Raw genomic sequence first — 23,289 nt, 5'->3', positions numbered from 1 at the left:
GAAGTGCCGCCGCACGCGTAGTTACCCAAATGGCTAACCGGATCACGCTCAGTGGCGCTACTGTGACAAGCGTAGGCGGTCTGAAACTGGGCTGATGGGTGCATCGCGGTCTCCGATTGGGCTCCGTTGCTCCCAGAGTACCCGATACGCCGCGACACTGCCCGACATCAGTGCCCGCGAAAAATGCCGCCTGACCTGCACAGATTAGCCCTGGGTGGAACTATGCGACACTCGTTGACACGGCATACCCGGGGATTAAAAGTCCGCAGGTGCTTTCGGGGCGTGGTGCTTGGCTGCGAAGCGTCGGACGCACTCATTACTGCGGGTAGATTTCCTATCCCCTCGATCGATGTTTGGGATGTGGCTCGCGCATACAATTTGCTTGTCACGTGACGGCGGTTGCCTGCTTGAGTTCAGCGTTATGGAGGCGGCCGGATGCGCGCCATTCTCTGAGGAGACGGCGCCCATAGTTGTGCGTGCCTGCGACGCGATCCAGTTCGGCGCCGGTCGGGGTGCGGCCCTGCTCCTGCTCAGCGAGGTAATGCGCCCACATGCGTTCCTCCGCGGTGGTCGGTGCCGAGGCGGATGTTTCCTGATCCGTTGCCGCGGCACTGATGTCCGGTGTGTGGTCGGGTGATGTTTGGTTGGCACGATGGCGTTTGAGGGCGCGGTTCAGGAGTTCGACGGCGAGGAGCAGGGCCAGGGGAGGGCAGGCGGCGACCGCGATGGCGAAGACGCTGAGGTTGGGTGCGGCGGCGATGTTGGCGCACAGTGAGAGGCTGATGCCGAGGGTGAAGGCGAGCCAGGCGGCCCACCGGCCGGTGTGGTGTGCGGGGCCTTTCCAGAGTTCGACGGTGGCGATGATGAGCAGGCCGTCGACGATGAGGGGCCAGATGGCGGCGGTGGTGTGGTCGGAGCCGAAGCGGAGGGCGAAGTCGCGGCCGTGGCGGTAGGAGGCGTAGGCGGCGCCGAGGGCGACCAGGGCGGTGCAGAAGCATTGCACCCAGAGGGCGAGGTCGCGGCGGATGGTGTTGATCATCGGCTGCTCGCTGGCCGACGGCGGGTCTTGTTCAGCGGGACGTTCGCGGAAAGCTGCAGCTCACGACGGGTGCGACCACGCGTAGATGCTCCACGTATCCCGTCAGGGGTTCGAACCCACGCGCTCGTGGTCGATCTTTGGTAGCGAGGTGCGGCCTTGATCGCGTTTCGTGCGAGATTGCTGCGAATCAACTGGGGGTCGTGTTGTGCATGGTTCGGGGTAGGCGATTGCGGGTGTCTCGGTGCTGCTCGGCGGTCTCGGCCACTTGGCGGGACCGAGACTGAGCGAGACTGCATGTCTCGTTCGATGGGCTCGCATGGCGTCGCTGCGTGGGCTCGTCTGGGGGCAATTCGTGAATATTTCATCTGGGGCAGGGCGGGAACGAGACCGGCGCCGAGACCATGCTCAACCGTGTCTCGGTCCACAAACGTCGTGCGAGGATGACGGCGAGAAGCTGGCCGGAAATGCGTGCTCGGTGCCCGTCTGGTGTTACGATCAACGGTCTGAACATTCCAGTAGCCGCCGCTTTACCGGCTACGTCACTCGAGCGGGTGGCAAACCGGGTGAGGCATTGCGGAGCCGTATCGCCGTCGCTGTTGACGGGTTGGTTCGCTGGGCTGTGTCACAATCCGCGGAGGACGGCAACACGAATGACGCTCGATGAGAACCTGACGGTCAACCCGGTGGCACCGGCGCTCGCCGGGCGGGCAACCGGGTTGCTGGGTGCGGTCCCGGTGTCGGGGCCTTCCGGGCTGTCCGACTTCGCGGTGTCTCCACTCGGTATGCCCACTGCGTTGTTGCGGGACGAGGTGCGGGTGGCGTTCATCGGCCGGACGTCCACCGAAGATCAGCAAGACCCTCGCCAATCACTCCTCCGTCAGCTGGCTAACTGCAAAACCGCTGTCCCTGAATCGTGGGTGGTGGTCGCTCATTTCTATGACGTCGAATCTGGGCGCATGGATTTGGAGGCTCGTGGGCGCAAGTCCGACTATGAGAAGTTTGATATTCCCATTGCGCGCGACGGTGGAATCGCTGATTTGCTAGCCGAAGCCGCGAACGCGACGCGCCGATTCGATGTTGTCATCTGCGAGAGTGTGTCGAGAATTGCTCGCCGTGCTTTCGAGGGCATCACGGTCGAGCGTGCGCTGGAGCAAGTCGAGGTTTCCCTGTTCGCGGCGAATGAGCCCATCACCCTTACCGGCAGTCGCGCGCAGCGGGTTCTGCAGCGTCGCATCAACCAGTCGGTGGCCGAGTACGAGGTGCTCAACACGCTCGAGCAGTCCTGGGGCGGGTTGTGCACGCACGTGCGGGAAGGCTGGAACATCGGCAAGCCGTGCTACGGCTACCGGGCCAAGACCTTCCGGCACCCCAATGCTGCCAAGGCGGCCAAGGGGCTGACCAAGACCCGGCTCGAGCCGGACGGTGTGCGCGCCGAGACCGTCACCCAGATCGCGATGTGGCGCTACCACGAGGGCATCAGCTACGACGCCATCGCCGACCGCCTCAACGCCGACCCGGACAAGTACCCGCCGCCCGAGCCACCCAACAAGGCGCGGGCGCGCGGTGCGTGGGGCAAGACGAGCGTCTACGAGATCTTGCGCAACCCGAAGTACACCGGCTACCAGGTCTACAACCGCCGCGCCCGGCGCTCGCGCAACGGCAAGGTCAACGACCCGATCAAGTGGGTGTGGTCGAACGAGCCCGCGCACGAGCCGCTGATCGCCAAGCAGATGTACGACGAGCTGAACGCGCGCCGGGCGGCCAAGCGTGGTTCACGTGACGGGAACGCCCAGAGCGCCCATCCGGCGGCGCGGCGGACCAACGTGCTGCGGGGCATGGTGTTCTGCGGCTGCGGCCGGCGCATGTTCGGCGACGCCGCTCACCGGTTCGTCTACTACAAGTGCTGGCCGCGGAACAACAACCGCGGCAGGCCGGACAAGTACGAAGGCCACCCGAAGACTGTCTACCTCCGCGAAGACGCCCTGCTCGACGCGATCGCCCGGTTCTTCACCGACCGGGTGTTCGGCGAGCAGCGGCGCGCGATCCTCGCCGTGGACCTCGCGGGGGCCGACGATACGGCGCATCGTGAACGTGAGGCGAAGCGCACTCGGCTGGAGCGAGCCGTGGCTGAGGTCAACAGGCAGCAGCGGTCGCTGCTCGGCCAAGCTCGTCAGGGCGACCCGGACGACCCGTTCACCCAGGCGCTGCGCGGCAGCTACAACGACCTGGAGACGGACAAGAAGACCGCGGTGGCCGAGTTGGTCGCGCTCGACGCGGACGCCGGCGACGGAGCCGCTCCGCCGAAGCCCGATGAGCAAGCCCTGCTTGACGCCTTGCCCTACCTCGCGCTCAACCTGGCCGCAGCACCCCACGCGCTGCTCCGCGACCTCTGCGAAGCCACCAGCCTGAGCCTCCGGCTCCAAGGCGGGGGAGACGAGGTCGCCATCGAGATGCGGCTACCAGCCGATGACCTACCCCAGATCGCCGACACGGCGGAAAGGATCACCGAGAACATGGCATCTGCACACGAAGTGCCTGGTCAGCAGACCAGGCGAGGAAGTGTAGATGCTGTAAGTGCCCCCGGTGCGACTCGAACGCACACTGGACGGATTTTGAGTTGGCTCGAGGATCTAGCACTGCAGCTGTACTGCGGTTTTCGGGGCAATTGTGGGTGCGAATGTGGGACTGAAGGCAGTCGAAGAGGCGAGTTCGCACCCAATCTCGCACCCGGCAACTGCCTGGTTGCCTAGCCCGGGGCGCTTCCGCATACGCCCGAGCACACTGCTCCAATCGAGTGAGCCAGTAAACGATCTGCCCTAAGTCATACGGCTCGACTGCCGGTCGTTTGGGGTTGGATAGATCATCCAGCAGTGCAGTTGTGATGTGCCTGAACCCCCGTCAAGGGCCTAAGCATGCCAAGCTTAATGCGTGCCCCTTGCTGTAGCCTCGGCTGGACTTGCTCTAGGTGTGGTCCTGTCTCTGTTTGCTTGCCGACTTACCTGGAAGCTGGATCGGGGGGTCGCGCTGACGTTGGCAGTGACGATTTTCGCCTGTTCCGTAGCTTTAGTTGCTTTTCCACTTGAGAAGGTCTACTCGGCTGCATTCGATGCGGCGGCGCAAGCGCCTGCGGGAGGTGGTGGCAATAATCCTCCGCCGGGCGAGGGGTCGGAAAATATCGGATTTGGTGAAGCCTGGGGGCCGGAAAGGCAAATATATACTGATGAGAGTCCCGCTCGGGGCCCAGTGTTGAACTCAATTGTGAACAACAAGTTTATCGGAGACGAACGCGCCTTTATGGTCTTTAAGAATGAACAGTTGGCCGATCGGGACGGTTATTGGGAAAGATCGGGAGCCGTATTTCCTGGCAATACTTATGTCTTTAGGATCTACGTCAACGCGGCCGGCGCGGACTACCTTACGTCGGCTGATCTTCGAGATGTGGTCGCGCATGTTCAAATCCCCGCGCAGGTTGGGGAAAGTTCCTCCAAATATGCCGCCGATGCGGAGCAGTACTGCGGATTTCTATCCTCCTCTAATGCTCACCCGACTCAAGTTTGGTCTTGCGGCGTACTCTTCGCAAGTCAGCAAGTTCGAGTACTTCCGGATCCCTTCTCTGTCGAAATCTACAATAATCATTTCGGCACGCCGTCGGGAGGGCATTATGAAGCTGGCGCTTCGATATTCACTGACCAGGGGCAAAAGTTGGGCTATGATAAAATGGATGGTTACGTCCCGTCGGGCTATAAGTATGCGCTATATCTCTATTTTAGAGTGCGCGTCGAGCAAGTGTAGAGAGCTTTCAAAGAGAGGGCGATCATGAGATGGACTGAATTCCAGTGACTGTCCCATGCGTCTAGACTGCGTCAGTTCAAATGGGTTATTCCCATGGATCGTATTCTTCTTTCTTGCCGTATCGACCCTATGTCGACAGCCATCGCGGCAGCTATCTCTACGTGGGTTGTCGCCTCCTCCTGATTTCCATTCTCAACGAGGCATTTTGCCAAGTCTATCCGAAGTGAATTCTCGGCGCGGCGGGACTCGTCATCAAGTCTGCTGAGACTTGATTTCAAAATATCCTCCGCCATTTGTGGCGAAAACTGCGTGACGGCGTGACCTCGCCAGCGCTCGAGATGCGCGGCGTTGAGTAGAACAAAAGGAACTGTGTCTGTTGATTTCTCGAGTATGTTTGAGGCGCGGTCAAAGGCATTAAGGCTCCTTGTGTGATCACCGTTGAATGCCAGAGCTTCACCGTACGATGCGGTCAGCCATGCTTGCAGCTTCGAGTTGGAACTGCCGAATCTTTTCAGCGAATTTTCTAGAATGAGAACAGCTTCGTTGGTCTTGCCAAAATCAAGGAGCATGGTGGAGCGCTCGGCTTCGGCGTGGACTTTGAAAGGCAGTTCATCAGAATCGTAGGCGGCGAGGCGTGCTAACTCGTAGTACTGCCAAGCTTCAAGGGGCGACCCTAAATCCAAGGCTTGCCATCCGGCGAGCGTGCCGAATTCGGACATGAGTGAAGCTAGTCGTTGACGCACTACTGGGGATAGGCTGTATGTCATCAGCTGAATAATCTGATTGAGTTTCTGTATGACCTCCTCGTGTGTGTTCGCGGCGCCAATGCGGCCGTCCAATCGTCGTATTGAGTCGAGTTGTTTCTGGAGCAATTCCACTGTGGTGGAGTCTATTTTCTGGGCTGAGGCGAGACGTGCTCGCAATTCCCGTTCGTTGTCACCCGGTGTTGCCCGGGGCAAGCGGAGCAGTTCGGCCATGGCGAATCCGAAGATCTGCTCAAGTAGGCGAGAGGTCGCGGGGCGCGGTCGGCCAAGCCTGGTGCCATCTGGTCTGCGGCCTGACATCAGTCGTTTGAGGTTGCGTTCGCTGAGGGTGCCGGGCTCGTTGTGGCGCCGAGCGAACTCCTCGGCCCACTCGACGAACTCGGCGAGCGTCTGGTTTCGCTCCCAGATCAGCTGTTCAAGCAGCGTGCGCGGCTCGCGTCGCCGCGGAGCGCCTTGGCTGGTCACCTCGTCCTCCCGTGGTTCGAATGGCCCGCTAATGGCCCCCTTGTGGCCTTCGCTGAAATGAGCGTACATGACAGGCTGATATCGGCCCAAGGTCGTATCGGCGCTGGTCAGCGCTCTCAGGGAAGAGGTAGGAAGTGGGGCACGAACGGCAGCGACCCGGCTATGCCGGCGGGCTGTACGTCAGTTGGCACAGGTGCGTGGTCGACGGCTACGACCACGCCGTGACCGACGAGCAGTTCGCCGCCGGGCGGAGTGAGCGGCTCGGCCGGTACGAGTCGGTGTGCGGGCACGTGGTGGACGTGGCGCCGATGCTCTGGTCACCGGGCGAACCGTGCACCCGCTGCCTGCTCTACCTCGAAGCCCGCGACGGCCTGCGGACGGTCGCGCGCCGGATGCCGCCGCGACGTCACCGCAAGCCCGGTCTCTGGCGTCGACTGTTCAGCCGCTCCGAGGCTCCGGCTATTCCCGTGCCGCGTCGAAGCGAAGGCGCGGCATCCCCCGACCGGGGTGGCCGGTCTGGACGTCCGGCAGGGACGGGTTCGACCTCCGTCTCTGCCGGACGTCATCACTGGCGGGGCGGCCGGTGACGGTGCGCCTGTTCCTGGCCCGCCCGCTCCCCGGCACGGTCGGCGAGACGCGTCGTGTCTGCCACCTGTTCCCGGTGCCTGACGAGGAGACGACGCAACTGGTCGCCCTGTGCGGTGACGAGTTCGGCCCCGGCGAGCTGGAGCAGCTCGACCGGCCTGCGGGCATGCCCTGTGAATCCTGCTTGAGTCGTGCTCCGCGCGACCGGCCGGAGGTCGGTGGTGCCTGACGACACCATGCCGGAGTGCGACCCGCTGCTTGAGGTCCCACTGCGGCTGTACCTGCTGTGCTGCCTGACCGACGCCAGATGGCAGAGCATCGCCGAGGTAGCCGGAGCGCTGGACGAGCCCGTGGCGTCCATCATCAGCCACGTCAAGACGCTGAAGTGGACGGAGTACCTGGAGACGAAGGGCGAGGGGTGCGGCCTGGAGATGCGGCTCACGGATACCGGGGTCGAGCAGCTCGGCGCCCACGTTGCCGCTCTTGAGACGGTGGTCGGCAAGGCGGCCCGGCTGTCGGCGAAGGTTCGACGCCGATGCCAGCCAGCGGAGACGGTTCCGGTGAAGGCGGAGGACCACACCTGGTTCCTCAAGCGCGCCGAGGTCCGGTTCGCGGAGGCCGTCGGCGACAACGTGCGGCTGCACACGCCGACAGGAGTTCACCTGGTCCGGGTGCCGATTTCCCGGCTGACCCGCGCTTGGGAGCCCGCGTTCGCGCGGGTGCATCGCAGCTACCTGGTGGCCGTGGACGCGGTCGGCGCACTCCATCGGATGCCCGATGGCGGGACGATGATCCAGACGGACTGCGGGCTGGTGCCGGTCAGCCGACGCCGTCTCCCCGCCTTGCGCGGAGAACTGCTTCGGATGGCCCGATAGCGCCCGCTGTGACGGGGAGGCCGTCACACGGAATGCCCGTCACAGAGCAGGTTTGCGCAGGCCAGAGCATGAATGTGCCCGTCACGCCGGATGTGACGGCGTGACGGGCACGTGACGGGTCACAAGACGCCCTCGTCACGGACGCGGCGCAGGTCCGCGGTGAGATAGCCGCGCACCTGCCGCACTCGGCCATCTGCCTCGGTGATCCGGTCCCGGACCGACCGGCAACCGAGGTCTCCCATCTGCGTTCCGAAGCTTGTCGCGTCGACGTCGAGTGCTTCGACCAGTTCGGCCGACGGGACGAACTCTCGCCGGTCGATGTCCGGCCCGAGGTAGTCCACGACGGACGCGAGCGGTTCGGGCAACGTGGGTGCCGCCTGTCCTGCCCCGATGGCTTTCGACACGTCTGCCGAGTCGAGAACCGGCGTCGTGTCCTCTCCGGCTGCGTGCCCGGTCAGCGTTCCCGCCTCCTCCCGCAGTGCCCGGCCGCGCTGGCAGATGGTCTGCCAGTCCTCGTTGGGCATGTAATAGGTCCGCACGGTCATCGCGAGCACGTCCGCGCCCGCATCGGTGTCGCCGTCCGGCCGCAGAATGCCCACGCCTTTGTGCGACGGCAGTAGGCGGCTGGAGTCGTAGCCACGGGTGTTCATCTGCTCGCCGAGCACGATGTTGCTGTCACGCCAGTCCATCACCCGCAGCGCGAACCGCGAGCCGAGCACGGCCCGCAGGCCGGACGGTATGGTCCTGGAGTCCGGCCGTTGTGTGGCCAGCACGAGCACGATCCCTGCGGCTGGCCCCTTCTTCGCCAGCCAGGTCAGCAGTTCGCCGATGTACTCGCCCGCGGTCAGCGTTTTCCCTTGTACTTCAACAGGTGTCCGGTCCTCCAACGGCACCTGTACCTCGTCGATGAAGATCGCGGTGATGGGCATGTTCAGCGAGATGTCACGGGACATCTGCGGGGTGACCTTCGATTCCGGGCACGTCACGTCGTCGAGGTCGCGCATGCGCCGGTACCGGCTCTGGACTTCGCCGACCAGTTCCACGAGCCAGTCCTTGAGGCCGAGGACGTGTTCGACGTCGTCGCCGGATATGAACCGGTGGGCAACCTGAGCGGCAGCATCCCAGTCCTTGCCCGCCTTGAAGTCGGCCACGTACAGGCGGACCCAAGCGTCCAGGATCAAGCCCGCGGCTGCCAATCGTGCCGCGAAAGTCTTGCCCTGCCTCGGGATCGCACCGACCAATAAGGACGTCCACACCAGAGGCAACGAGATGCGACGGTCACGAGCGTCCCGGCCGAACGGCACCGGTCGCCATGCGTCCCATGACTTCACGTCCAGCAGCGGCGTCGCCAGCGGCGGTGACGCGTACGGGTCCTCGTCGGCGACCCACATCGACACCCGGCCCGCGTGTCCGCCGTTGCCGCGCACGCGTTCCACGATGAGTTGCACCTCATCGACTGCCAGGGCCGACGCGAGCGCTTCCCGGTTCTTCACCACGTCGGCGGCCTTGCGGGTCGCGGGCAGATCGACGATGACCGACCAGCCGTCACCGACCCGGGTCGGACGCTGAACGAGCCGCAACAGCTCGTCCTTGCCGATCAGCTTCGCGTCACGGAAGGCGTCCACCAGGACTTGCGGGTCCATGGTCCACGTGAGCGTGCGTGGTCCGGCCAATGTCGGCTTGCGCCCTGGGCTGCCGTCCTTCCGGCGTCCCAGCACGGCCAGAGCGAACGCCAGCACTCCGCCCGGGATCCACAGTGGACGCGGTCCGTAGAGCAGGGCGACCAAACCGCCGGTGACGGCCACCGCGACGACCACGGCGCCCGTCACCCGCCAGCGGAACAGCGTCAGTTCCCGGATCTCGGTGAACTTGTCCGCGAGCTTCTCCGATCCTTCGGCGGCCTCGCGGTAGTCCCGCACGGTGACCCATCGACGCCACAGCCGAGCACCGGTCACCACTCCGCGCGCGACCGCTCCGGCGAACCGCCACGGCATCCGCAGCAGTCCCACGACCGCGTCCTTGGCGGCCTGCCGCGCCTGCGCCGCGTCCTTGAACGCGGCCGGTACGCGCGGTGATCGCAGCCACCACGTCTTGAACCGTCCTTTCCGTGAGCGCGGTCGCGGCTGCGGCAACGTGTCGTCCACCAACTCGCCGTCGAAGACCGGCCCGGCCTTCTCGATGTCGGTGTTCATGACTGGCCCTCCTCTCGGGAGAGCGCGGCGGCCAGGCGGGAGGACAAGCCGCGGGAACATCCGGTGGCCTGGCGAACCCATGCCGGAGTAATCACCACACCGGGTGTCCATGCCTTTCGTGCCTCGGCGAGGTAGTCCGCGAACAGCTTGCGACCCTTCGCTTTTCGACGGGCAGTGCGTCGGGCCGGTTGTTCGTGAACGGCTCGCTGAGCAGCGTCCGTGAACGCCACGGTGACCGCTTCCGTGAGCTTGTCGCGAAGGTCGGTCACGGCCTCGGCCGCCACGAACACGATCAGCGGCGGTACCGAGTGCAGCACCACGCCGGAAAGCGACCCGGCCACCCATGATGCCCACGTGTTCATCACGTAGGTGGCCGCGAGCGTGAACCACTTCGCCGTCCGCGTCCACGGGCCGGTGGGCACCTGGTACCGCGCGGTGACCTGCTCGGCCCGCAAGATGGCTAGCAGCACCAGCGACACCATGGGGTCGAGGAACCAGGCCGCGAGCCACGGCAGCGACCACGCGGCGGAACCGGCCGCCGCGAACCACTGCACGTTGGTCATCGTGAACGCCAGCCCGAGCACGATCCCGGTCCAGCACAGCCGGTCCACCTGCGCGCGAACCCGCTCCACCCGGAGCGCCACCACGTCGGGATGGGTCTGGTGTGCCCGCACCTCCGCAGCGGCGGCCGCGTCCTGCGCCAGCTGCTCGGCGCGGGTAGGCGGGGCGGGTGGCCGCTCGGCGGCGGCCACCCCTTCCGTCCTCTCTGTCATCGCCGACCACCTCGGCGAGGCGTCCCATCTGCCGCCACGACCGTCAGTGCCCGCGTCAGCACGTGAGCCGCGATCAGGTCCGGGATGGCCAGCGTCACGAGCAGCAGCGTCGTGTTGCCGGGGTGGGTGATGACCAACCACTGCACTCCAACCAGTGCCGCGCCCAGGAAGAGGACGCGACCGGCCAGGGAAATGGCCCGGACACCGGCCCGCGCGGTCTCGGCAGCGCGGCGCGCCTTCTTCGCGCCGCGCCGCCAGACCAGGAACACCACGAGCAGCACGCCGAGACCGGCGAGCACCTGTTCGGGCGTCAGGTTGATCGTCATCGCTGCTCACCGCCTCGCCGGACGCTCCAGGTCCGGTAGATCACCCGCCGGTCGGTGTCCGGCAGCGCGCCCCACACGCCGACCGTGAAGGCACCGGACGTGCGGAGTTCCAGTTCCAGGCACTCATCGGTGACCGGGCAGCCCGCGCACATCCGCGCGGCCAACTTCCTGTCCGGCGTGTCCTCGCCGGACAGTTCCGGCATGTCCGTGCGGTTGAAGGCCCAGAAGCACAGCCCTTCGCGGGTCACGTACTCGGCGAGCACGTCGTCCGGGACGGCGGCGTAGCGGTCGAGGCGGTCAACGATGGCTTCGCAGTCGTCTCGGTTCACCACGGCGCACCCCCGGTCACCCGGGCCACCTCGCGGGCGGTTCGCCGCTCGGCGGCCATCTGGGCCGGGTCGACCCGGCCGCCGGACTCGGCGGCATCGGCGATGAGCCGATCCAGCGCGACGGCGGGCACGACGTACCGGCTCCGCACCTTCACCGCCGGGAACGCGTCTTCCCTGATCGCTCGGTAGAGGGTGGAGGCATCGACTCGGAGAAGCCGGGCGGCTTCTCGAACTGTGTAGAACACCGGGCGACCGGCGTTCGGCATGGAGGTATCCATAGAAGAATTCCCAATCGACTATTTCAGCCGAATATTCAGGCTGAAATCAGCGTTCAAAGACAAAATGATGGTCCAGAAGCGCGACGCGAACCTGATCTCCGCCGCGCGAAATGACGTAGGCGCTAATGTCGGCGCACAGGCGGACCACGGAGGAATGGGTGTCGGAAGACTGGGCGGCGGTCGCGAAGGCCATCAACGAGCGCGTGAACGAGCTCGGATGGCGCCAGCGCGAGTTGGCCGAACGCTCGCAGGTCTCGCAGGCCATTGTCCGCGAAATCCAGCGGAACACGGTGGAGCGCAAGCGAAGTGAGCGCACGCTCGAAGCGCTGTCCGTCGCGCTCGGCTGGCACCCGCAGCATCTGACTGCCGTGCTGCACGGCAGGATTCCGCCAGCTGTCGGGGAACCCCGCGAGGACATGGACGACGCGGTGTCCGCGCGCCTGGCCGTGATCGAACGGCGCCTCACCGATCTCACGGAGCAACTCGCCGAACTGCGCGCCGACGTCGCGGTTCTGATCCGGCGCGGTGGTGGCCCTGCCGCGTAGCCCGGTCGAGAACGGGCGGGCGGTCCGCGGGGCCGACCGGGGGTGCTTCCTGGCGTTGTCCATGACACCAAGAAACGGCATTCGGGGCGCGGTTCACAGACGGCAGTAGTTGACACGCGCCGTGTTATTCCGTGTTATTTTCGCTGGTGATCAGGGGTTCGGGGGGACTCATGAGAAAGGTGAAAAGCCCGCTGCAAGCGGCTCGCCATGAGGCTGGATGGAGCCAAGAGAAACTGGCGAAGGCCATTAATGCCCGCTGCCCGGCGTTCGGCTTGGCGGTGCTGCCCGTCGCCAGCCGGAAGGCCGAGATATCCCGGTGGGAAAACGGCCACGTCCTGCCCGAACCGGCGATGCGGCGGGTGTTCCGGGAGATCTACGGCCGCACCGACGAGGACCTCGGTTTCCCGTCGAGCGTCGACGGCCGCCCGCTCGGTGAGGAGCTGGTTGAACGCCTGGTGATCGCCCGCAGGGTGGACCCGCAGACGGTCGAGTTGTTCCGGCGGGAAGTCGACGGGGTCCGGCACGCTGACCGCCGGTTCGGCTCGGCCGAGCGGCTGGAACGGCTCCGAGGCCAGATCTCCGAACTCGACGACCTGATCAGGCACACGCTGCTCCAACGCCACCGCGCGCCCCTAGCCGGCGTGCTCACCGAGGCATCCACGCTGGCCGGGTGGACCTCGCTCGACATCGGCTCGCTCAAGCAGGCGTGGGCGCACTACGAACAGGCCAAAGCCGCGGCGCGGGAAGCTGAGTCGGCCGCGCTGCTGGCGCACGCCACGGCTGAACAGGCGTTCGTGCTTATCGACGCGGGCAACGTCGAGGACGCGGTCGAGTTATTCGCCGAAGCACGCCACATCGGCAAGCGAGCACCTCGGTTGCTCCGCGCTTGGCTCGCCGCAGCTCAAGGCGAGGGACACGCCATCTCCGGCGACGGGGACAACGCGCTGCGGTCCTTCGACGAGGCCGACGAGCTACGACCGTCCGAGGTGGTCCACCCTGAGCTGCCGTTCCTCTTCCTCGGCGGTACTCACCTGGACCGATGGCGCGGGAACGCGCTGGTCCACCTGGGCGCGGAGGAGGCGATCAGTCACCTTGAGGGTGTGATCGATGGCGTGCCCAGCGAGTTCGTCCGCGCCCGCGCGTCGGCCTGCGTCGACCTCGCGCTTGCCTACGGCGCGGCGGGGGATCGGGAGGGCGCCGAGACCTACGCGCGGCAGGCTCGGCAGCTCATCTCCCAGCTTCGCTCCGCGCGGCTGCGCCGCAGGCTGGAGCGTCTCGTGCTGCCTCAGTCCTCGCGTAAGTTGAGGTAGTAGAGCAGGGACACCAGCGTCCCGGAGCCGAGCAGCTCTTGCCGCTGGGCCAGCTCGTTCACCCGGGACAGCGGCACCCACTCGACGCGCCCGGCTTCCTCGGTGTCAGTCGGGTCGCCGATGTGCTCGGCCTCGCGCCACAGGTACACGTCCATCGGGGCGGTTACCTGGCCGGGCAGCGGCTCGAAGCTCACGAGGTGCTCCGGCTTGCCGACCGGGCGCCAGCCGCTCTCCTCGGCCGCCTCACGAGCGGCGGTCTGGGCGGCCTCCTCGCCGTCGTCCACCATGCCGCCGAGCAACTCGTACCCCCACTGCTTCGTGGCGAACCGGTAGCGCCACAGCATCAACGCCTCGTCCCGCTCGTTCACGATCAGCGCGATGGCGATCCGCGCGAGGTGCACCACGTGGTACTCCCAGCGCTCCCCGTTGGGTGCTTGCACGTCGGTCAACCCGACCTTCACCCACCGGTTGTCGTACACCAACCGCTCACCGAACGTCTCCCACGTTCCGATCTCGTCCACGCTCACAGGTTAACCGGTCTCTGAGCTAGGCTTGCCGCCCACCGTCGAAGATCGAATCGTCTTTTTCGTAGTATCCGACGATTTTGGCGGATTCGTCCTGGATGATTGCGACAGTTTGCTTATGGCGGTGACTGCTTCGAAAAGTTCGAATTCGTGCTGATTCCCCGTCTGAGAAGGCGTGACTTCCATTTCTGGTTATGAGTCGCACTTGCTCGGGTAGTTCGATCAAGAAACCGCCCTGTATGGGGTGTGTTTCTAGGACGTCATCGGCAGCGATGTCGGCGGAATCTAGATTCTTGAACCTTTGGTTGGGGTCGATCGACACTTCTTTGCCGACCGAGCTTTTTAGGCTTACTACTCTAATGTGCCCATTGATTGAAATGATTATCTCTGAGCCCGAATTGCCAAGCACTCGAGCGTCGTCTGGCGTTCCCGGGTATTTGATACGAGACGCATTGATGAAATCCGCAAGTGTTAGCCTGGAATGTTGGTCCTCGTAGCCGACAACTGTGGTGTTCTCATACTGTAGAGCATCGCCTGAGTGCTTCTCGACCTTGGCGCGCAGGAAAGTAGGGGTTGCGCCGCTCTCGTAATTTAGAAGGTCTCGGCCAGCATGAGAGGCGGAGTATGAAACGTCGGCAATCTGGCGAAAATTGGCCTGCTTGAACCCGGGACTCTCGAATCGGTCCTGGCTAAATGCGATCTTGCTAAAGTGTAACCCCTCTTCCTCTGCGGATGCGTTTATTGCGGCGTAGCCCACGGTTAAGCAGGTGACCCGGTGTTCAAGTTGTCGATCCAATTTGTATGCGCGTTCGCCAAACTTTGGATGGATGTACGACTCTAGTAGTCCATCGATAGTGCCAAGGTAGAGGCGATTGGCATATATCGAGGTGTCCAGTACTGCGCCGTCGTATGCTTCGGACGTTCCTTTTCGAAGAAGTTCACGTGGGTACTCGATCGATACCGATCCTTCCTCGCCAAAGGGGCGTAGGAATACTGATTCCATATCAGGTAGGCGCATCATGAGGCGAGATTGCTCCCCTGCTTTCCAGTCGTATCGGAATGACAGGGTTTGCAGAAGCAGTGACTTCCCGAGCGAGTAATGTTTCGCAGTGAACTTGACTATATCGTCCAGCTTCGCGTAGTAGATCGTGCCGGTTCGATCCCAGAGGTACATTTTTTCTTTGTAGAGCCAGAGGTCGCGCCATTGGCCTGGAACGGTCAGGTTGAATGTTAATAGACGCGACATATTCACCATCGCCTAGTTAGGATGCGCTGGCGCTCGGTGTAGGTGATCTGTCCTGATTTGAACCAAGCTTCTACGAGTTCATCGGGTGGAAATTTCCGACTAGGCAATGATTTTCTTCCGTGAACCGGATATCCGTGATGTGGATCATTGTGATTGACTGGGCACTCGAAGTAAGCTAACCGCTCTCCTCGGGTGCCGAAGGGGGTTACTCTTCTGCTGGCTACGGACCAATGGTTCCCTTTGTTATCTATCCAGCCGCTAGCTTCGGCTACACAGAAAACGTGACATTCACTACTGGGATCAATGCACCATATTGAAGCGGGGTTCTTGGTGGATGATCTTGATTGGTGTTTGTAGGTCGATAAGTAACCCGTGTCTAAGCAGGAGGAAAATAGCAATCCGCTGGACGATGTGTTCACCTTTTTGCAAGATCTTGGTGTTGTCATCGCTCCCCCTCTCGGTGACGAAGTCGCTCTCCGGCCTTCTGTCGCCCGATCTTCAGGCATCGTTAGCCTTCGAATGCTAACGATCTCATATCTAGTCGTCGACATGAGGGCTCCTGCTGGAATCGCGCAGGTCAAGTTTGGGCAAACGGGTGCCGAGGATTTCGGCGGCTTTGCGGTCGGTGGCGGCGACCCATGCGGCGTAGACGCGCAGCGTCGTAGCGCCGCCTCCGCCGTGGCCGAGGCGGCCTGCGACGGTTCGCAGGTCGATTCCGGCGGACAGCAGTTCTGTGGCGCTGAAGTGGCGTAACGCGTGTAGGTGGGTCTTGATGCCGAGGCGGGTGGCCATGTCCTTGTATCGCTGCGTCACGGCGTTGGGGGAGTAGGGCTCGGAGTGGTCCGGCGTCTTGCTGCCCGAGAAGACGAAGAGGTCTTCGTGGAACTTGGCGCCCAGGTCCTTGAGACGTCGTTCGACGCGCTTCCGGTGCTCCCGGAGCAGGGTGACGGTCTCGGAGTCGAGGGCGATGCGGCGGTTCTGGTGGGTCTTGGTGTCCTTCTCCTTGCCGCCGACCCAGTTGTAGCGCAGGTCGATGACCTCGGCGTCTAGGTCGACGCGGGAGAAGCGCAAGCCAACCAACTCGCCACGCCGGACGCCTGTCGTCATGGCCAGCCAGACGAGGGTGCCCCAGTCGGCATCCATCTTGAAGGCGGCTTCGACCAGGCGTGCTGCCTCGGCGGCGGTGGGTGGGTCCGGCTCCGGGGCCTTCTGCTTGGGGCGCCGGGCGATGAGGGCCGGGTTCTCGTTGAGCCAGCCCCAGCGCTTCGCGGCGCCGAATGTGCCGCTCAAGATGGCGTGGATCTGGCGCACCGTGGACGCGGCCATGGGGCGGCACTTGTGCGCGCGGCATTCTGCGGCTTGGCAGTCGTGGTCCAGCTCGTCGGACTTGTGCTTCTCGATGAACGGCTTGCCGTCGCACCGCGCACGGCAGCGGCGTAGTTCGTTGTAGAAGCTTTCCAGGGTGCGAGCGTTGACCTTTTTGGCGGGCTGCTCGCCGAGGGCTGGCTTGATGGTCCTCTTGATGTAGCCCTCGTAGGTCTTGCGAGTGCTGTCTTCCATCTCTGTCAGGCGCATCCACTCGTCCAGGGCATAGGACAAGGTGACCGAGGAACTGGGCGCCCGCTGCTCGTCGGCTTGGGTGAGCAGGCGGTTCAAGACCTTCTCGGCGCGCTTCTGGGCCGCTTTATCCGTGCCGTCGACCTTCTCGCGCAGGTAGGAGCGCTTGCCGGTGACCGGGTCCGTGCCTGCGTAGACGACCACGCGCAGGCTGCTCCCGCGTTCCTCGATCCGGCCCCGTGAGCGGCCTTCCACAGCACGACTCATAGCCGTGAGTGTACTCGCACCCACGGCTGCACCCATCGACCAACAGTGTTGATCTGTCTTCAGTTGTAACGCCTGGTCAGGCGTGGTGCCCCCGGTGCGACTCGAACGCACACTGGACGGATTTTGAGTCCGCTGCCTCTGCCGATTGGGCTACGGGGGCGGCGCCGCCAGACTTTACGGGATCGGGCGGGGGCGGGCGCAACAGGGTTACCAGTGAGGCCGATGGGGTGAAAACGCACTGTGCGCTGAATCATGTTAAACCTGCGTGACCTGCCTACACACGTGGTGAACGCCATCTCTCAATCGGTTCCGCTGCCGGTAGGCTCGGGGACCGCGGCAAGCCGCACTTCCACCCCTTCGAGCTCGCAGGAGGACACCGGTGACCGAACCGGCTGCCGAAGCCAACGGCGTCGCCACCGCCCCACAGCGTCGAGTGCTCGTCGCCGAGGACGAGGCCTTGATCCGCCTCGACCTGGTCGAGATGCTCCGCGAAGAGGGTTACGAGGTGGTCGGCCAGGCCGGCGATGGCGAAGAGGCCATCAAACTCGCCACCGAACTCAAGCCCGACCTGGTCATCCTCGACGTGAAGATGCCCAAGCTCGACGGCATCGAGGCGGCCTCCAAGATCACCGGCGACCGCGTCGCGCCCGTGGTCATCCTGACCGCCTTCAGCCAGCGCGACCTCGTCGAGCGCGCCCGTGACGCCGGGACCATGGCCTACCTGGTCAAGCCCTTCGCCAAACGGGACCTCGTCCCGGCCATCGAACTGGCCGTCAGCCGGTTCGCCGAACTGCAGGCGCTCGAGTCCGAGGTGGCCGGGCTGACCGACCGCCTGGAAACACGCAAGGTGATCGATCGGGCGAAGGGCCTCCTAATGAGTGAACAGGGCCTTTCCGAGCCGGATGCCTTCCGGTGGATCCAGCGGACCGCGATGGACCGCCGGACCACGATGAAGGCCGTGGCGGAAGCCGTCGTTCGGGGGATCGGCTGACCGCTGCCCGCGCGGCGGGACGGGCCAAGACTGGGCAAATTGTCACTTGTGGTTACCACCCGTTCGTTGCAACCCGATGATCGGGTATAAAGCCTCCGTTAACACCGGTGACCACCGTCACGATGTGGAAACAACCAGCTTCGTGACGCTGTGCAACGCGGCGAGGGGCGACTAGGTTCAGCGCCCAGTCAGGTCCAGGACGAACGACCGTTCAGGTGGTTCGTCGGCATTTGGAGGAACGAGTGTCAAGAGCACGACTCACGCGGGTTTTGGTGCTGGCAGCGACCGCATCGCTGGCCCTGGGCGCGTGTTCGGCGCGTACCGACGGCGGGTCCAACGGGGACACCCCCACTGCCCCGCAGGCCACCGCTCCCGCCCAGGCCGCCGACGCGGCCGACCCCAAGGGCGACGGCAAGGCCACCTGCGCCGCCGGCACCGCCATCGCGTATGCCGGAACCATCAACGGTGAGAACGCCGCGCTCGGCCAGAACATCCTCAACGGCGTCAAGGTCGCGGTGAACCGCCACAACGAGGCGAACCCGGGCTGCAAGGTCGAGCTCAAGGAGTTCGAGACCGAGGGCACCCCGGACAAGGCGCCGGGCATCGTCACCCAGATGGTCAACACCCCGCAGATCCTCGGCGTCATCGGCCTGCCGTTCTCCGGTGAGTCGAAGGCCGCCGGCAACATCTTCAACGACGCGGGCCTGGTCTCGATCACCCCGTCGGCCACCGGCCCCGGCCTGTCCCAGAACGGCTGGAAGACCTTCTTCCGCGGCCTGGGCAACGACAACACCCAGGGGCCGGCCGCCGCCACCTTCATCACCAACGAACTCAAGGCCGAGAAGGTCTGCGTCGTCGAGGACGACTCGGAGTACGGCATCGGCCTGGCCAACGCCATCAAGGGCGCGCTGGGCAGCAAGGTCACCTGCAACGAGAAGGTCAAGTCGAAGCAGATCGACTTCGCCGCCACGGTGAACGCGGTCAAGGGCGCCGACCCGCAGGCCGTCTTCTACGCCGGTTACTACCGCGAGGCCGCGCCGTTCGCGCAGCAGCTCAACGACGCCGGCGTGACCGCCAAGTTCGTCGCGCCGGACGGCGTGAAGGACGACGAGTTCGTCAAGGGCGCCGGTGACGCCGCCGCCAGCGCGTACTTCACCTGCCCGTGCGTGCCCGCGGACCAGTTCACCGAGTTCACCAACGCGTTCAAGGCGCTCTCGGGCAAGGACCCCGGCACCTACGCGCCGGAGGGCTACGACATCGCCACGATCCTGATGAAGGGCATCGACTCCGGCAAGACCGACCGCGCCGGGCTGCTCGACTACGTGAAGAACTACGACGGCCAGGGCCTGACCAAGAAGTTCAAGTGGGACGCGACCGGTGAGCTGGCCGGCACCACCGTGTGGACCTACAAGGTCGAGAACGGAAAGATCGTCCGGAACACCGAGATCAAGTAGCAGAGCCGCTCTCGGCAAATCGATTTTTGTAACCGGGGTGTGCGCGCGACGGTTAGATCCCGTCGCGGGCACACCCCGGAACCACATGGAGAACGAGTGTGTCCATAAACCACGCACTACCGCTGTTCCTCGCGCAGGAGGACAGCTGGATCAAGTTCGACCTCGGGGCGCTGGGTGACCAGTTCTGGACCAGCACCGTCGAAGGGCTTTCCCAGGGCAGCATCTACGCCCTGGTCGCGCTCGGCTACACCCTGGTCTACGGGGTGCTGAAGCTGATCAACTTCGCGCATTCCGAAGTGTTCATCTACGGCGCCTACGCCACCTGGTTCGTCTTCTACGGCCTCGGTTTCCGTCCCGGCGCCACGCCCGACCTGCCGGTGATGGAGCTGATCGGCTTCCTGTTGCTGGCACTGGTCGCCGCGATGGCGGTATCCGGCGGCACGGCGGTGGCACTGGAAAGAGTCGCCTACCGGCCACTGCGGAAGAAGGGCGCGCCACGGCTGGTCTTCCTGATCACCGCCATCGGCGCTTCCTTCGTGCTCCAGCAGCTGATCTTCATCTGGCGCGGCGGCAACGCCGAGCAGGCGATCCGGCTGCTGCGCCCGCAGGAGGTCTTCGAACTCTTCGGCGCCAGCGTCACCAACATCACCATCATCATCGTGCTCGCCTCGATCCTGATGATGGTCGGCATCGACATGTTCGTGAACCGCAGCCGCCTCGGCCGCGGCATCCGCGCGGTCGCGCAGGACCCGGACACCGCCACGCTGATGGGCGTGAACAAGGAGCGGGTCATCGTGATCACGTTCCTCATCGGTGGCCTGCTGGCCGGCGCCGCCGCGTTGCTGTACATGATGAAGAACCCCCAGGGAGCGTCCTACCAGGGCGGCTTCCTGCTCGGGATCAAGGCGTTCACCGCCGCCGTGCTCGGCGGCATCGGCAACCTGCGTGGCGCGCTGCTCGGCGGCCTGCTGCTCGGGCTCGCCGAGAACTACGGGCAATCCCTGTTCGGCGGCGAGTGGCGCGACGTGGTCGCGTTCGTGCTGCTGGTGCTGATCCTGATGTTCCGTCCCACCGGCATCCTCGGTGAGTCTCTCGGGAAGGCACGGGTATGACGACGCCAAACACCGCAAGCCGCCGCTCGTTGGGCGAGTGGTGGAGCAACCTCTCGCGGCCGCAGCAGTGGCTCGTGCTGATCCCGGTGGTGGCGCTGGTCTACGCGCTGCCGGTGCTGAACCCGCCGATCATCTCCACCGAACCCGGGTTCGACTTCCAGATCGCGATGTTCGAGGTGGCCCGCTACGCGCTGGTCGCCATCGGCCTGAACGTGGTGGTCGGCCAGGCCGGCCTGCTGGACCTGGGCTACATCGGGTTCTTCGCCATCGGTGCCTACGTGGCCGCGCTGTTCACCAGCCCGGACTCACCACTGCAGAAGCTGCCGTTCCTGGCGGTGATCCCACTGGCGATGGCGATCACCATGGTCTTCGGCGTCATTCTCGGCACACCGACACTACGACTACGTGGTGACTACCTGGCCATCGTGACGCTGGGCTTCGGCGAGATCGTCCGCCTGATCGCGGACAACGTCGACCCGCTGCGCGGGCAGTCCGGCTTCCAGGGTGTCGGGCATCCACCCGGCACCAACGCCGACGGCAGCGCGTTGTTCAACAACACCGACGGCACGCCGTGGTACTGGCTGACCGTCACGGTGATCATCCTGGTGCTGTTCCTGGTCGGGAACCTGGAGCGCAGCCGGGTCGGCCGCGCCTGGATCGCCATCCGCGACGACGAGGACGCGGCGTCGATCATGGGCGTGAACACGTTCAAGTTCAAGATCTGGGCGTTCGTCATCGGCGCGGCCATCGGCGGGCTCTCCGGCGCGCTCTACGCCGGGCAGATCGGCTTCGTGAACAACCAGAAGTTCGACGTGGTCACCTCGATGCTGTTCCTGGCCGCGGTGATCCTCGGCGGATCGGGCAACAAGGTCGGGGTCATTCTCGGCGCGGTGGTGGTCGCCTACGTGCCGCTGCGCTTCCTGGTGATCGCCGAGTACAAGTTCCTGATCTTCGGCCTGGCGCTGATCGTGCTGATGATCTTCCGCCCGCAGGGCCTGCTCGGGGCGCGCCAGCGACTGCTGACCTACGGCAGATTGGCCTACCAGCGCCTGCTGGGCAAGGGTGAGCAGGTGTCCAGCGACACCGCGCTGGTGGTCGAGAAGAACGGAGGGGCGAGCTGATGACCACACCGGACAACCCCTCGGACAGCCCCCGGAACGGGGACGCCGGGCCGGAGGTCGTCGCCGAAGGCGGCATCGTCGCCGAACTGGCGCACATGACGGCCGAGGAGCGGGCCGCGCACGACGCGGAGGTCGCCGAGGTCGTCGCCCCGGACCGCGACATCGCCGTCGACGTCGGGGAGACCCTGCTCGAACTGCGCGAGCTGACCGTGCGCTTCGGCGGCCTGGTCGCGCTGGACGGCGTCTCGTTCAACATCAAGCGCGGGGAGATCCTCGGGCTGATCGGGCCGAACGGCGCCGGCAAGACCACCTGCTTCAACGCGATGACGGGGGTCTACCGGCCGACCTCGGGCCAGGTGCTGCTGGAGGACAGGCCGCTGGGCAAGGTCTCCAAGCACGGCATCACCCAGCTCGGGATCGCCAGGACCTTCCAGAACATCCGGCTCTTCGGCGAGATGACCGCGCTGGAGAACGTGGTCGTCGGCACCGACGCCCGGCACCGCACCAGCGTGCTCGGCGCGCTGCTGCGCCTTCCCCGCCACTTCAAGGAGGAGAAGGCCGCGGTCGATCGGGCGATGGCGCTGCTGGAGTTCGTCGGCATCGCCGACCGCGCCGCGGACAAGGCGAGGAACCTGCCCTACGGCTACCAGCGCCGCCTGGAGATCGCCAGGGCGCTGGCCACCGAGCCGAAGCTGCTGTGCCTCGACGAGCCCGCCGCCGGGTTCAACCCCCAGGAGAAGGAAGAACTCATGGGGTTGATCAAGAAGATCCGCGACGACGGCTACACCGTGCTGCTCATCGAGCACGACATGAAGCTGGTCATGGGCGTCACCGACCGGATCGTGGTGCTGGAGTTCGGCAAGAAGATCGCGGACGGCAGCCCCGCCGAGATCAGGGACAACCCCGCGGTGATCGCGGCGTATCTGGGGGTGCCAGACGATGACGTTGCTTGAGCTCTCCGGAGTGTCCGTCCACTACGGACGGATCAAGGCGGTGTCGGAGCTGACGCTGACCGTGGCCGAGGGGGAGATCGTCACCCTCATCGGCGCGAACGGCGCGGGCAAGTCCACCACCATGCGCGCCATCTCCGGGATCCGGCCGCTCTCGGCCGGGTCGATCTCCTTCGCCGGTGAGGACATCACCAAGCTGCGGGCCGACCTCCGGGTGGTCCGCGGCATCTCGCAGGCGCCGGAAGGCCGGGGGATCTTTCCCGGCATGACGGTGATGGAGAACCTGGACATGGGCGCCTACGCCCGCAAGGACCGGAAGAAGCTGCAGCCGGACCTGGACCGGGTGTTCGAGCTGTTCCCCCGGCTGGCGGAGCGGCGGACGCAGGCGGGCGGCACGATGTCCGGTGGCGAGCAGCAGATGCTCGCGATCGGGCGCGCGCTGATGGCCAAGCCGAAGCTGCTGCTGCTGGACGAGCCCTCGATGGGGCTGGCCCCGCAGTTCATCCAGCAGATCTTCCGGATCATCACCGAGATCAACAAGCAGGGCACCACGGTGCTGCTGGTCGAGCAGAACGCCCAGCAGGCGCTTTCGCGCGCGCACCGGGCGTACGTGCTGGAGACCGGGCAGATCACCAAGACCGGCACCGGCCAGGAACTGCTGGCCGACCCGTCGGTCAAGGAGGCCTATCTCGGCGTCGGCTGACCCTTCGCGCCCCCGTCACAACCGCGGGTTGTGGCGGGGGCGCGAACAGCTGTTGGACCTCCGGCTCCGGAGGCTGTTTCCTATACATATC

At 64.9% G+C, this 23,289-nt stretch carries 23 protein-coding genes and 1 tRNA gene; 13 read left to right on the top strand and 11 right to left on the bottom strand.

Annotated elements, in window-relative coordinates; translation table 11 throughout:
- Positions 1–385: 385 nt before the first annotated feature.
- Positions 386–1,039, bottom strand: coding sequence for a DUF2637 domain-containing protein (locus tag YIM_RS31980; protein ID WP_153033866.1), 654 nt, complete (start codon positions 1,037–1,039; stop codon positions 386–388).
- A gap of 650 nt (positions 1,040–1,689) precedes the next feature.
- Between YIM_RS31980 and YIM_RS31975 the strand changes: the two genes are divergently transcribed.
- Together YIM_RS31975 and YIM_RS31970 are read left to right on the top strand one after the other, a co-directional pair.
- Positions 1,690–3,789 carry a recombinase family protein gene (locus tag YIM_RS31975; protein WP_153033865.1) on the top strand — a complete coding sequence of 700 codons (2,100 nt, stop codon included), beginning with the start codon at positions 1,690–1,692 and terminating at the stop codon, positions 3,787–3,789.
- Positions 3,790–3,967: 178 nt separating this feature from the next.
- Complete coding sequence (locus YIM_RS31970; protein ID WP_153033864.1) at positions 3,968–4,831, top strand: hypothetical protein; 864 nt, start codon at positions 3,968–3,970, stop codon at positions 4,829–4,831.
- 71 nt (positions 4,832–4,902) lie between these two features.
- On the opposite strand, the gene YIM_RS31965 is transcribed toward YIM_RS31970, so the two are convergent.
- Positions 4,903–6,129: a hypothetical protein gene (locus tag YIM_RS31965; protein WP_228004130.1), complete on the bottom strand. Its 1,227-nt coding sequence runs from the start codon at positions 6,127–6,129 to the stop codon at positions 4,903–4,905.
- A 65-nt stretch (positions 6,130–6,194) separates the two neighbouring features.
- Between YIM_RS31965 and YIM_RS31960 the strand changes: the two genes are divergently transcribed.
- From YIM_RS31960 to YIM_RS31950, 3 genes are read left to right on the top strand one after another with little or no spacing between them, the layout of a single operon-like run.
- A complete protein-coding gene (locus tag YIM_RS31960) occupies positions 6,195–6,647 on the top strand; it encodes a hypothetical protein (protein ID WP_153033863.1) in 453 nt (150 codons plus the stop codon).
- Positions 6,644–6,874: a hypothetical protein gene (locus tag YIM_RS31955; RefSeq protein ID WP_153033862.1), complete on the top strand. Its 231-nt coding sequence runs from the start codon at positions 6,644–6,646 to the stop codon at positions 6,872–6,874. Before YIM_RS31960 ends, YIM_RS31955 begins: the two co-directional genes overlap by 4 nt.
- Positions 6,867–7,520 carry a LytTR family DNA-binding domain-containing protein gene (locus YIM_RS31950; RefSeq protein WP_153033861.1) on the top strand — a complete coding sequence of 218 codons (654 nt, stop codon included), beginning with the start codon at positions 6,867–6,869 and terminating at the stop codon, positions 7,518–7,520. The genes YIM_RS31955 and YIM_RS31950 overlap by 8 nt, the downstream gene beginning before the upstream one ends.
- Before the next feature lie 119 nt (positions 7,521–7,639).
- Here YIM_RS31950 and YIM_RS31945 read toward each other — a convergent pair whose 3' ends face one another.
- Genes YIM_RS31945 through YIM_RS31925 form a run of 5 tightly spaced genes read right to left on the bottom strand, consistent with a single transcriptional unit; the run spans position 7,640 to position 11,406 of the window.
- Positions 7,640–9,712 (bottom strand): FtsK/SpoIIIE domain-containing protein, encoded by a 2,073-nt coding sequence (locus YIM_RS31945; protein WP_153033860.1) that lies wholly within the window; start codon positions 9,710–9,712, stop codon positions 7,640–7,642.
- The gene (locus YIM_RS31940) at positions 9,709–10,485 is read right to left on the bottom strand and encodes a hypothetical protein (protein ID WP_153033859.1); all 777 of its coding nucleotides are present in this window, start codon (positions 10,483–10,485) and stop codon (positions 9,709–9,711) included. Before YIM_RS31940 ends, YIM_RS31945 begins: the two co-directional genes overlap by 4 nt.
- Positions 10,482–10,811 carry a hypothetical protein gene (locus tag YIM_RS31935; RefSeq protein ID WP_153033858.1) on the bottom strand — a complete coding sequence of 110 codons (330 nt, stop codon included), beginning with the start codon at positions 10,809–10,811 and terminating at the stop codon, positions 10,482–10,484. Before YIM_RS31935 ends, YIM_RS31940 begins: the two co-directional genes overlap by 4 nt.
- Positions 10,808–11,140 carry a WhiB family transcriptional regulator gene (locus tag YIM_RS31930; protein ID WP_153033857.1) on the bottom strand — a complete coding sequence of 111 codons (333 nt, stop codon included), beginning with the start codon at positions 11,138–11,140 and terminating at the stop codon, positions 10,808–10,810. Before YIM_RS31930 ends, YIM_RS31935 begins: the two co-directional genes overlap by 4 nt.
- The gene (locus YIM_RS31925) at positions 11,137–11,406 is read right to left on the bottom strand and encodes a helix-turn-helix domain-containing protein (protein WP_153033856.1); all 270 of its coding nucleotides are present in this window, start codon (positions 11,404–11,406) and stop codon (positions 11,137–11,139) included. Before YIM_RS31925 ends, YIM_RS31930 begins: the two co-directional genes overlap by 4 nt.
- A gap of 170 nt (positions 11,407–11,576) precedes the next feature.
- On the opposite strand from YIM_RS31925, the gene YIM_RS31920 reads away from it, so the two are divergent.
- Complete coding sequence (locus YIM_RS31920; protein WP_153033855.1) at positions 11,577–11,963, top strand: helix-turn-helix domain-containing protein; 387 nt, start codon at positions 11,577–11,579, stop codon at positions 11,961–11,963.
- A gap of 170 nt (positions 11,964–12,133) precedes the next feature.
- Positions 12,134–13,273 (top strand): helix-turn-helix transcriptional regulator, encoded by a 1,140-nt coding sequence (locus tag YIM_RS31915; protein WP_228004129.1) that lies wholly within the window; start codon positions 12,134–12,136, stop codon positions 13,271–13,273.
- On the opposite strand, the gene YIM_RS31910 is transcribed toward YIM_RS31915, so the two are convergent.
- The 4 genes from YIM_RS31910 to YIM_RS31895 all read right to left on the bottom strand — a co-directional run bounded on the left by YIM_RS31910 (position 13,249) and on the right by YIM_RS31895 (position 17,027).
- Positions 13,249–13,794 carry an NUDIX domain-containing protein gene (locus YIM_RS31910; protein WP_153033854.1) on the bottom strand — a complete coding sequence of 182 codons (546 nt, stop codon included), beginning with the start codon at positions 13,792–13,794 and terminating at the stop codon, positions 13,249–13,251. The two genes, YIM_RS31915 and YIM_RS31910, sit on opposite strands and share 25 nt — an antisense overlap.
- Before the next feature lie 25 nt (positions 13,795–13,819).
- Positions 13,820–15,052, bottom strand: a complete 1,233-nt coding sequence (locus tag YIM_RS31905) for a hypothetical protein (RefSeq protein WP_153033853.1) — start codon at positions 15,050–15,052, stop codon at positions 13,820–13,822.
- 528 nt (positions 15,053–15,580) lie between these two features.
- Positions 15,581–16,867: a site-specific integrase gene (locus YIM_RS31900; protein ID WP_194239812.1), complete on the bottom strand. Its 1,287-nt coding sequence runs from the start codon at positions 16,865–16,867 to the stop codon at positions 15,581–15,583.
- Positions 16,868–16,950: 83 nt separating this feature from the next.
- Positions 16,951–17,027, bottom strand: a tRNA-Leu gene (locus tag YIM_RS31895).
- 219 nt (positions 17,028–17,246) lie between these two features.
- On the opposite strand from YIM_RS31895, the gene YIM_RS31890 reads away from it, so the two are divergent.
- The 6 genes from YIM_RS31890 (at position 17,247) to YIM_RS31865 (ending at position 23,198) form a co-directional block, all read left to right on the top strand.
- A complete protein-coding gene (locus YIM_RS31890) occupies positions 17,247–17,858 on the top strand; it encodes an ANTAR domain-containing response regulator (RefSeq protein WP_113692905.1) in 612 nt (203 codons plus the stop codon).
- Positions 17,859–18,130: 272 nt separating this feature from the next.
- Complete coding sequence (locus tag YIM_RS31885) at positions 18,131–19,312, top strand: branched-chain amino acid ABC transporter substrate-binding protein (protein ID WP_153033852.1); 1,182 nt, start codon at positions 18,131–18,133, stop codon at positions 19,310–19,312.
- A 98-nt stretch (positions 19,313–19,410) separates the two neighbouring features.
- Positions 19,411–20,424: a branched-chain amino acid ABC transporter permease gene (locus tag YIM_RS31880; protein ID WP_370468902.1), complete on the top strand. Its 1,014-nt coding sequence runs from the start codon at positions 19,411–19,413 to the stop codon at positions 20,422–20,424.
- Positions 20,421–21,545, top strand: a complete 1,125-nt coding sequence (locus tag YIM_RS31875; protein ID WP_153033851.1) for a branched-chain amino acid ABC transporter permease — start codon at positions 20,421–20,423, stop codon at positions 21,543–21,545. The genes YIM_RS31880 and YIM_RS31875 overlap by 4 nt, the downstream gene beginning before the upstream one ends.
- Positions 21,545–22,498 carry an ABC transporter ATP-binding protein gene (locus tag YIM_RS31870; protein WP_153033850.1) on the top strand — a complete coding sequence of 318 codons (954 nt, stop codon included), beginning with the start codon at positions 21,545–21,547 and terminating at the stop codon, positions 22,496–22,498. Before YIM_RS31875 ends, YIM_RS31870 begins: the two co-directional genes overlap by 1 nt.
- Positions 22,485–23,198 carry an ABC transporter ATP-binding protein gene (locus YIM_RS31865; protein ID WP_153033849.1) on the top strand — a complete coding sequence of 238 codons (714 nt, stop codon included), beginning with the start codon at positions 22,485–22,487 and terminating at the stop codon, positions 23,196–23,198. Before YIM_RS31870 ends, YIM_RS31865 begins: the two co-directional genes overlap by 14 nt.
- Positions 23,199–23,289: the final 91 nt, after the last annotated feature.

This window comes from Amycolatopsis sp. YIM 10 (assembly GCF_009429145.1).
GTDB lineage: Bacteria > Actinomycetota > Actinomycetes > Mycobacteriales > Pseudonocardiaceae > Amycolatopsis.
The sequence above is the reverse complement of the archived record's forward strand: the minus strand, read 5'-3'. Positions and strand labels throughout refer to the sequence as shown.

Excerpts from the sequence above, each read along its gene's own strand:
- YIM_RS31870 (WP_153033850.1), top strand. The coding sequence starts at position 21,545 with ATGACCACACCGGACAACCCCTCGGACAGCCCCCGGAACGGGGACGCC.
- YIM_RS31980 (WP_153033866.1), bottom strand. The coding sequence starts at position 1,039 with ATGATCAACACCATCCGCCGCGACCTCGCCCTCTGGGTGCAATGCTTC.
- YIM_RS31945 (WP_153033860.1), bottom strand. The coding sequence starts at position 9,712 with ATGAACACCGACATCGAGAAGGCCGGGCCGGTCTTCGACGGCGAGTTG.
- YIM_RS31925 (WP_153033856.1), bottom strand. The coding sequence starts at position 11,406 with ATGCCGAACGCCGGTCGCCCGGTGTTCTACACAGTTCGAGAAGCCGCC.
- YIM_RS31965 (WP_228004130.1), bottom strand. The coding sequence starts at position 6,129 with ATGTACGCTCATTTCAGCGAAGGCCACAAGGGGGCCATTAGCGGGCCA.
- YIM_RS31905 (WP_153033853.1), bottom strand. The coding sequence starts at position 15,052 with ATGGTGAATATGTCGCGTCTATTAACATTCAACCTGACCGTTCCAGGC.
- YIM_RS31900 (WP_194239812.1), bottom strand. The coding sequence starts at position 16,867 with ATGAGTCGTGCTGTGGAAGGCCGCTCACGGGGCCGGATCGAGGAACGC.
- YIM_RS31940 (WP_153033859.1), bottom strand. The coding sequence starts at position 10,485 with ATGACAGAGAGGACGGAAGGGGTGGCCGCCGCCGAGCGGCCACCCGCC.
- YIM_RS31865 (WP_153033849.1), top strand. The coding sequence starts at position 22,485 with ATGACGTTGCTTGAGCTCTCCGGAGTGTCCGTCCACTACGGACGGATC.
- YIM_RS31875 (WP_153033851.1), top strand. The coding sequence starts at position 20,421 with ATGACGACGCCAAACACCGCAAGCCGCCGCTCGTTGGGCGAGTGGTGG.
- YIM_RS31975 (WP_153033865.1), top strand. The coding sequence starts at position 1,690 with ATGACGCTCGATGAGAACCTGACGGTCAACCCGGTGGCACCGGCGCTC.
- YIM_RS31935 (WP_153033858.1), bottom strand. The coding sequence starts at position 10,811 with ATGACGATCAACCTGACGCCCGAACAGGTGCTCGCCGGTCTCGGCGTG.
- YIM_RS31915 (WP_228004129.1), top strand. The coding sequence starts at position 12,134 with ATGAGAAAGGTGAAAAGCCCGCTGCAAGCGGCTCGCCATGAGGCTGGA.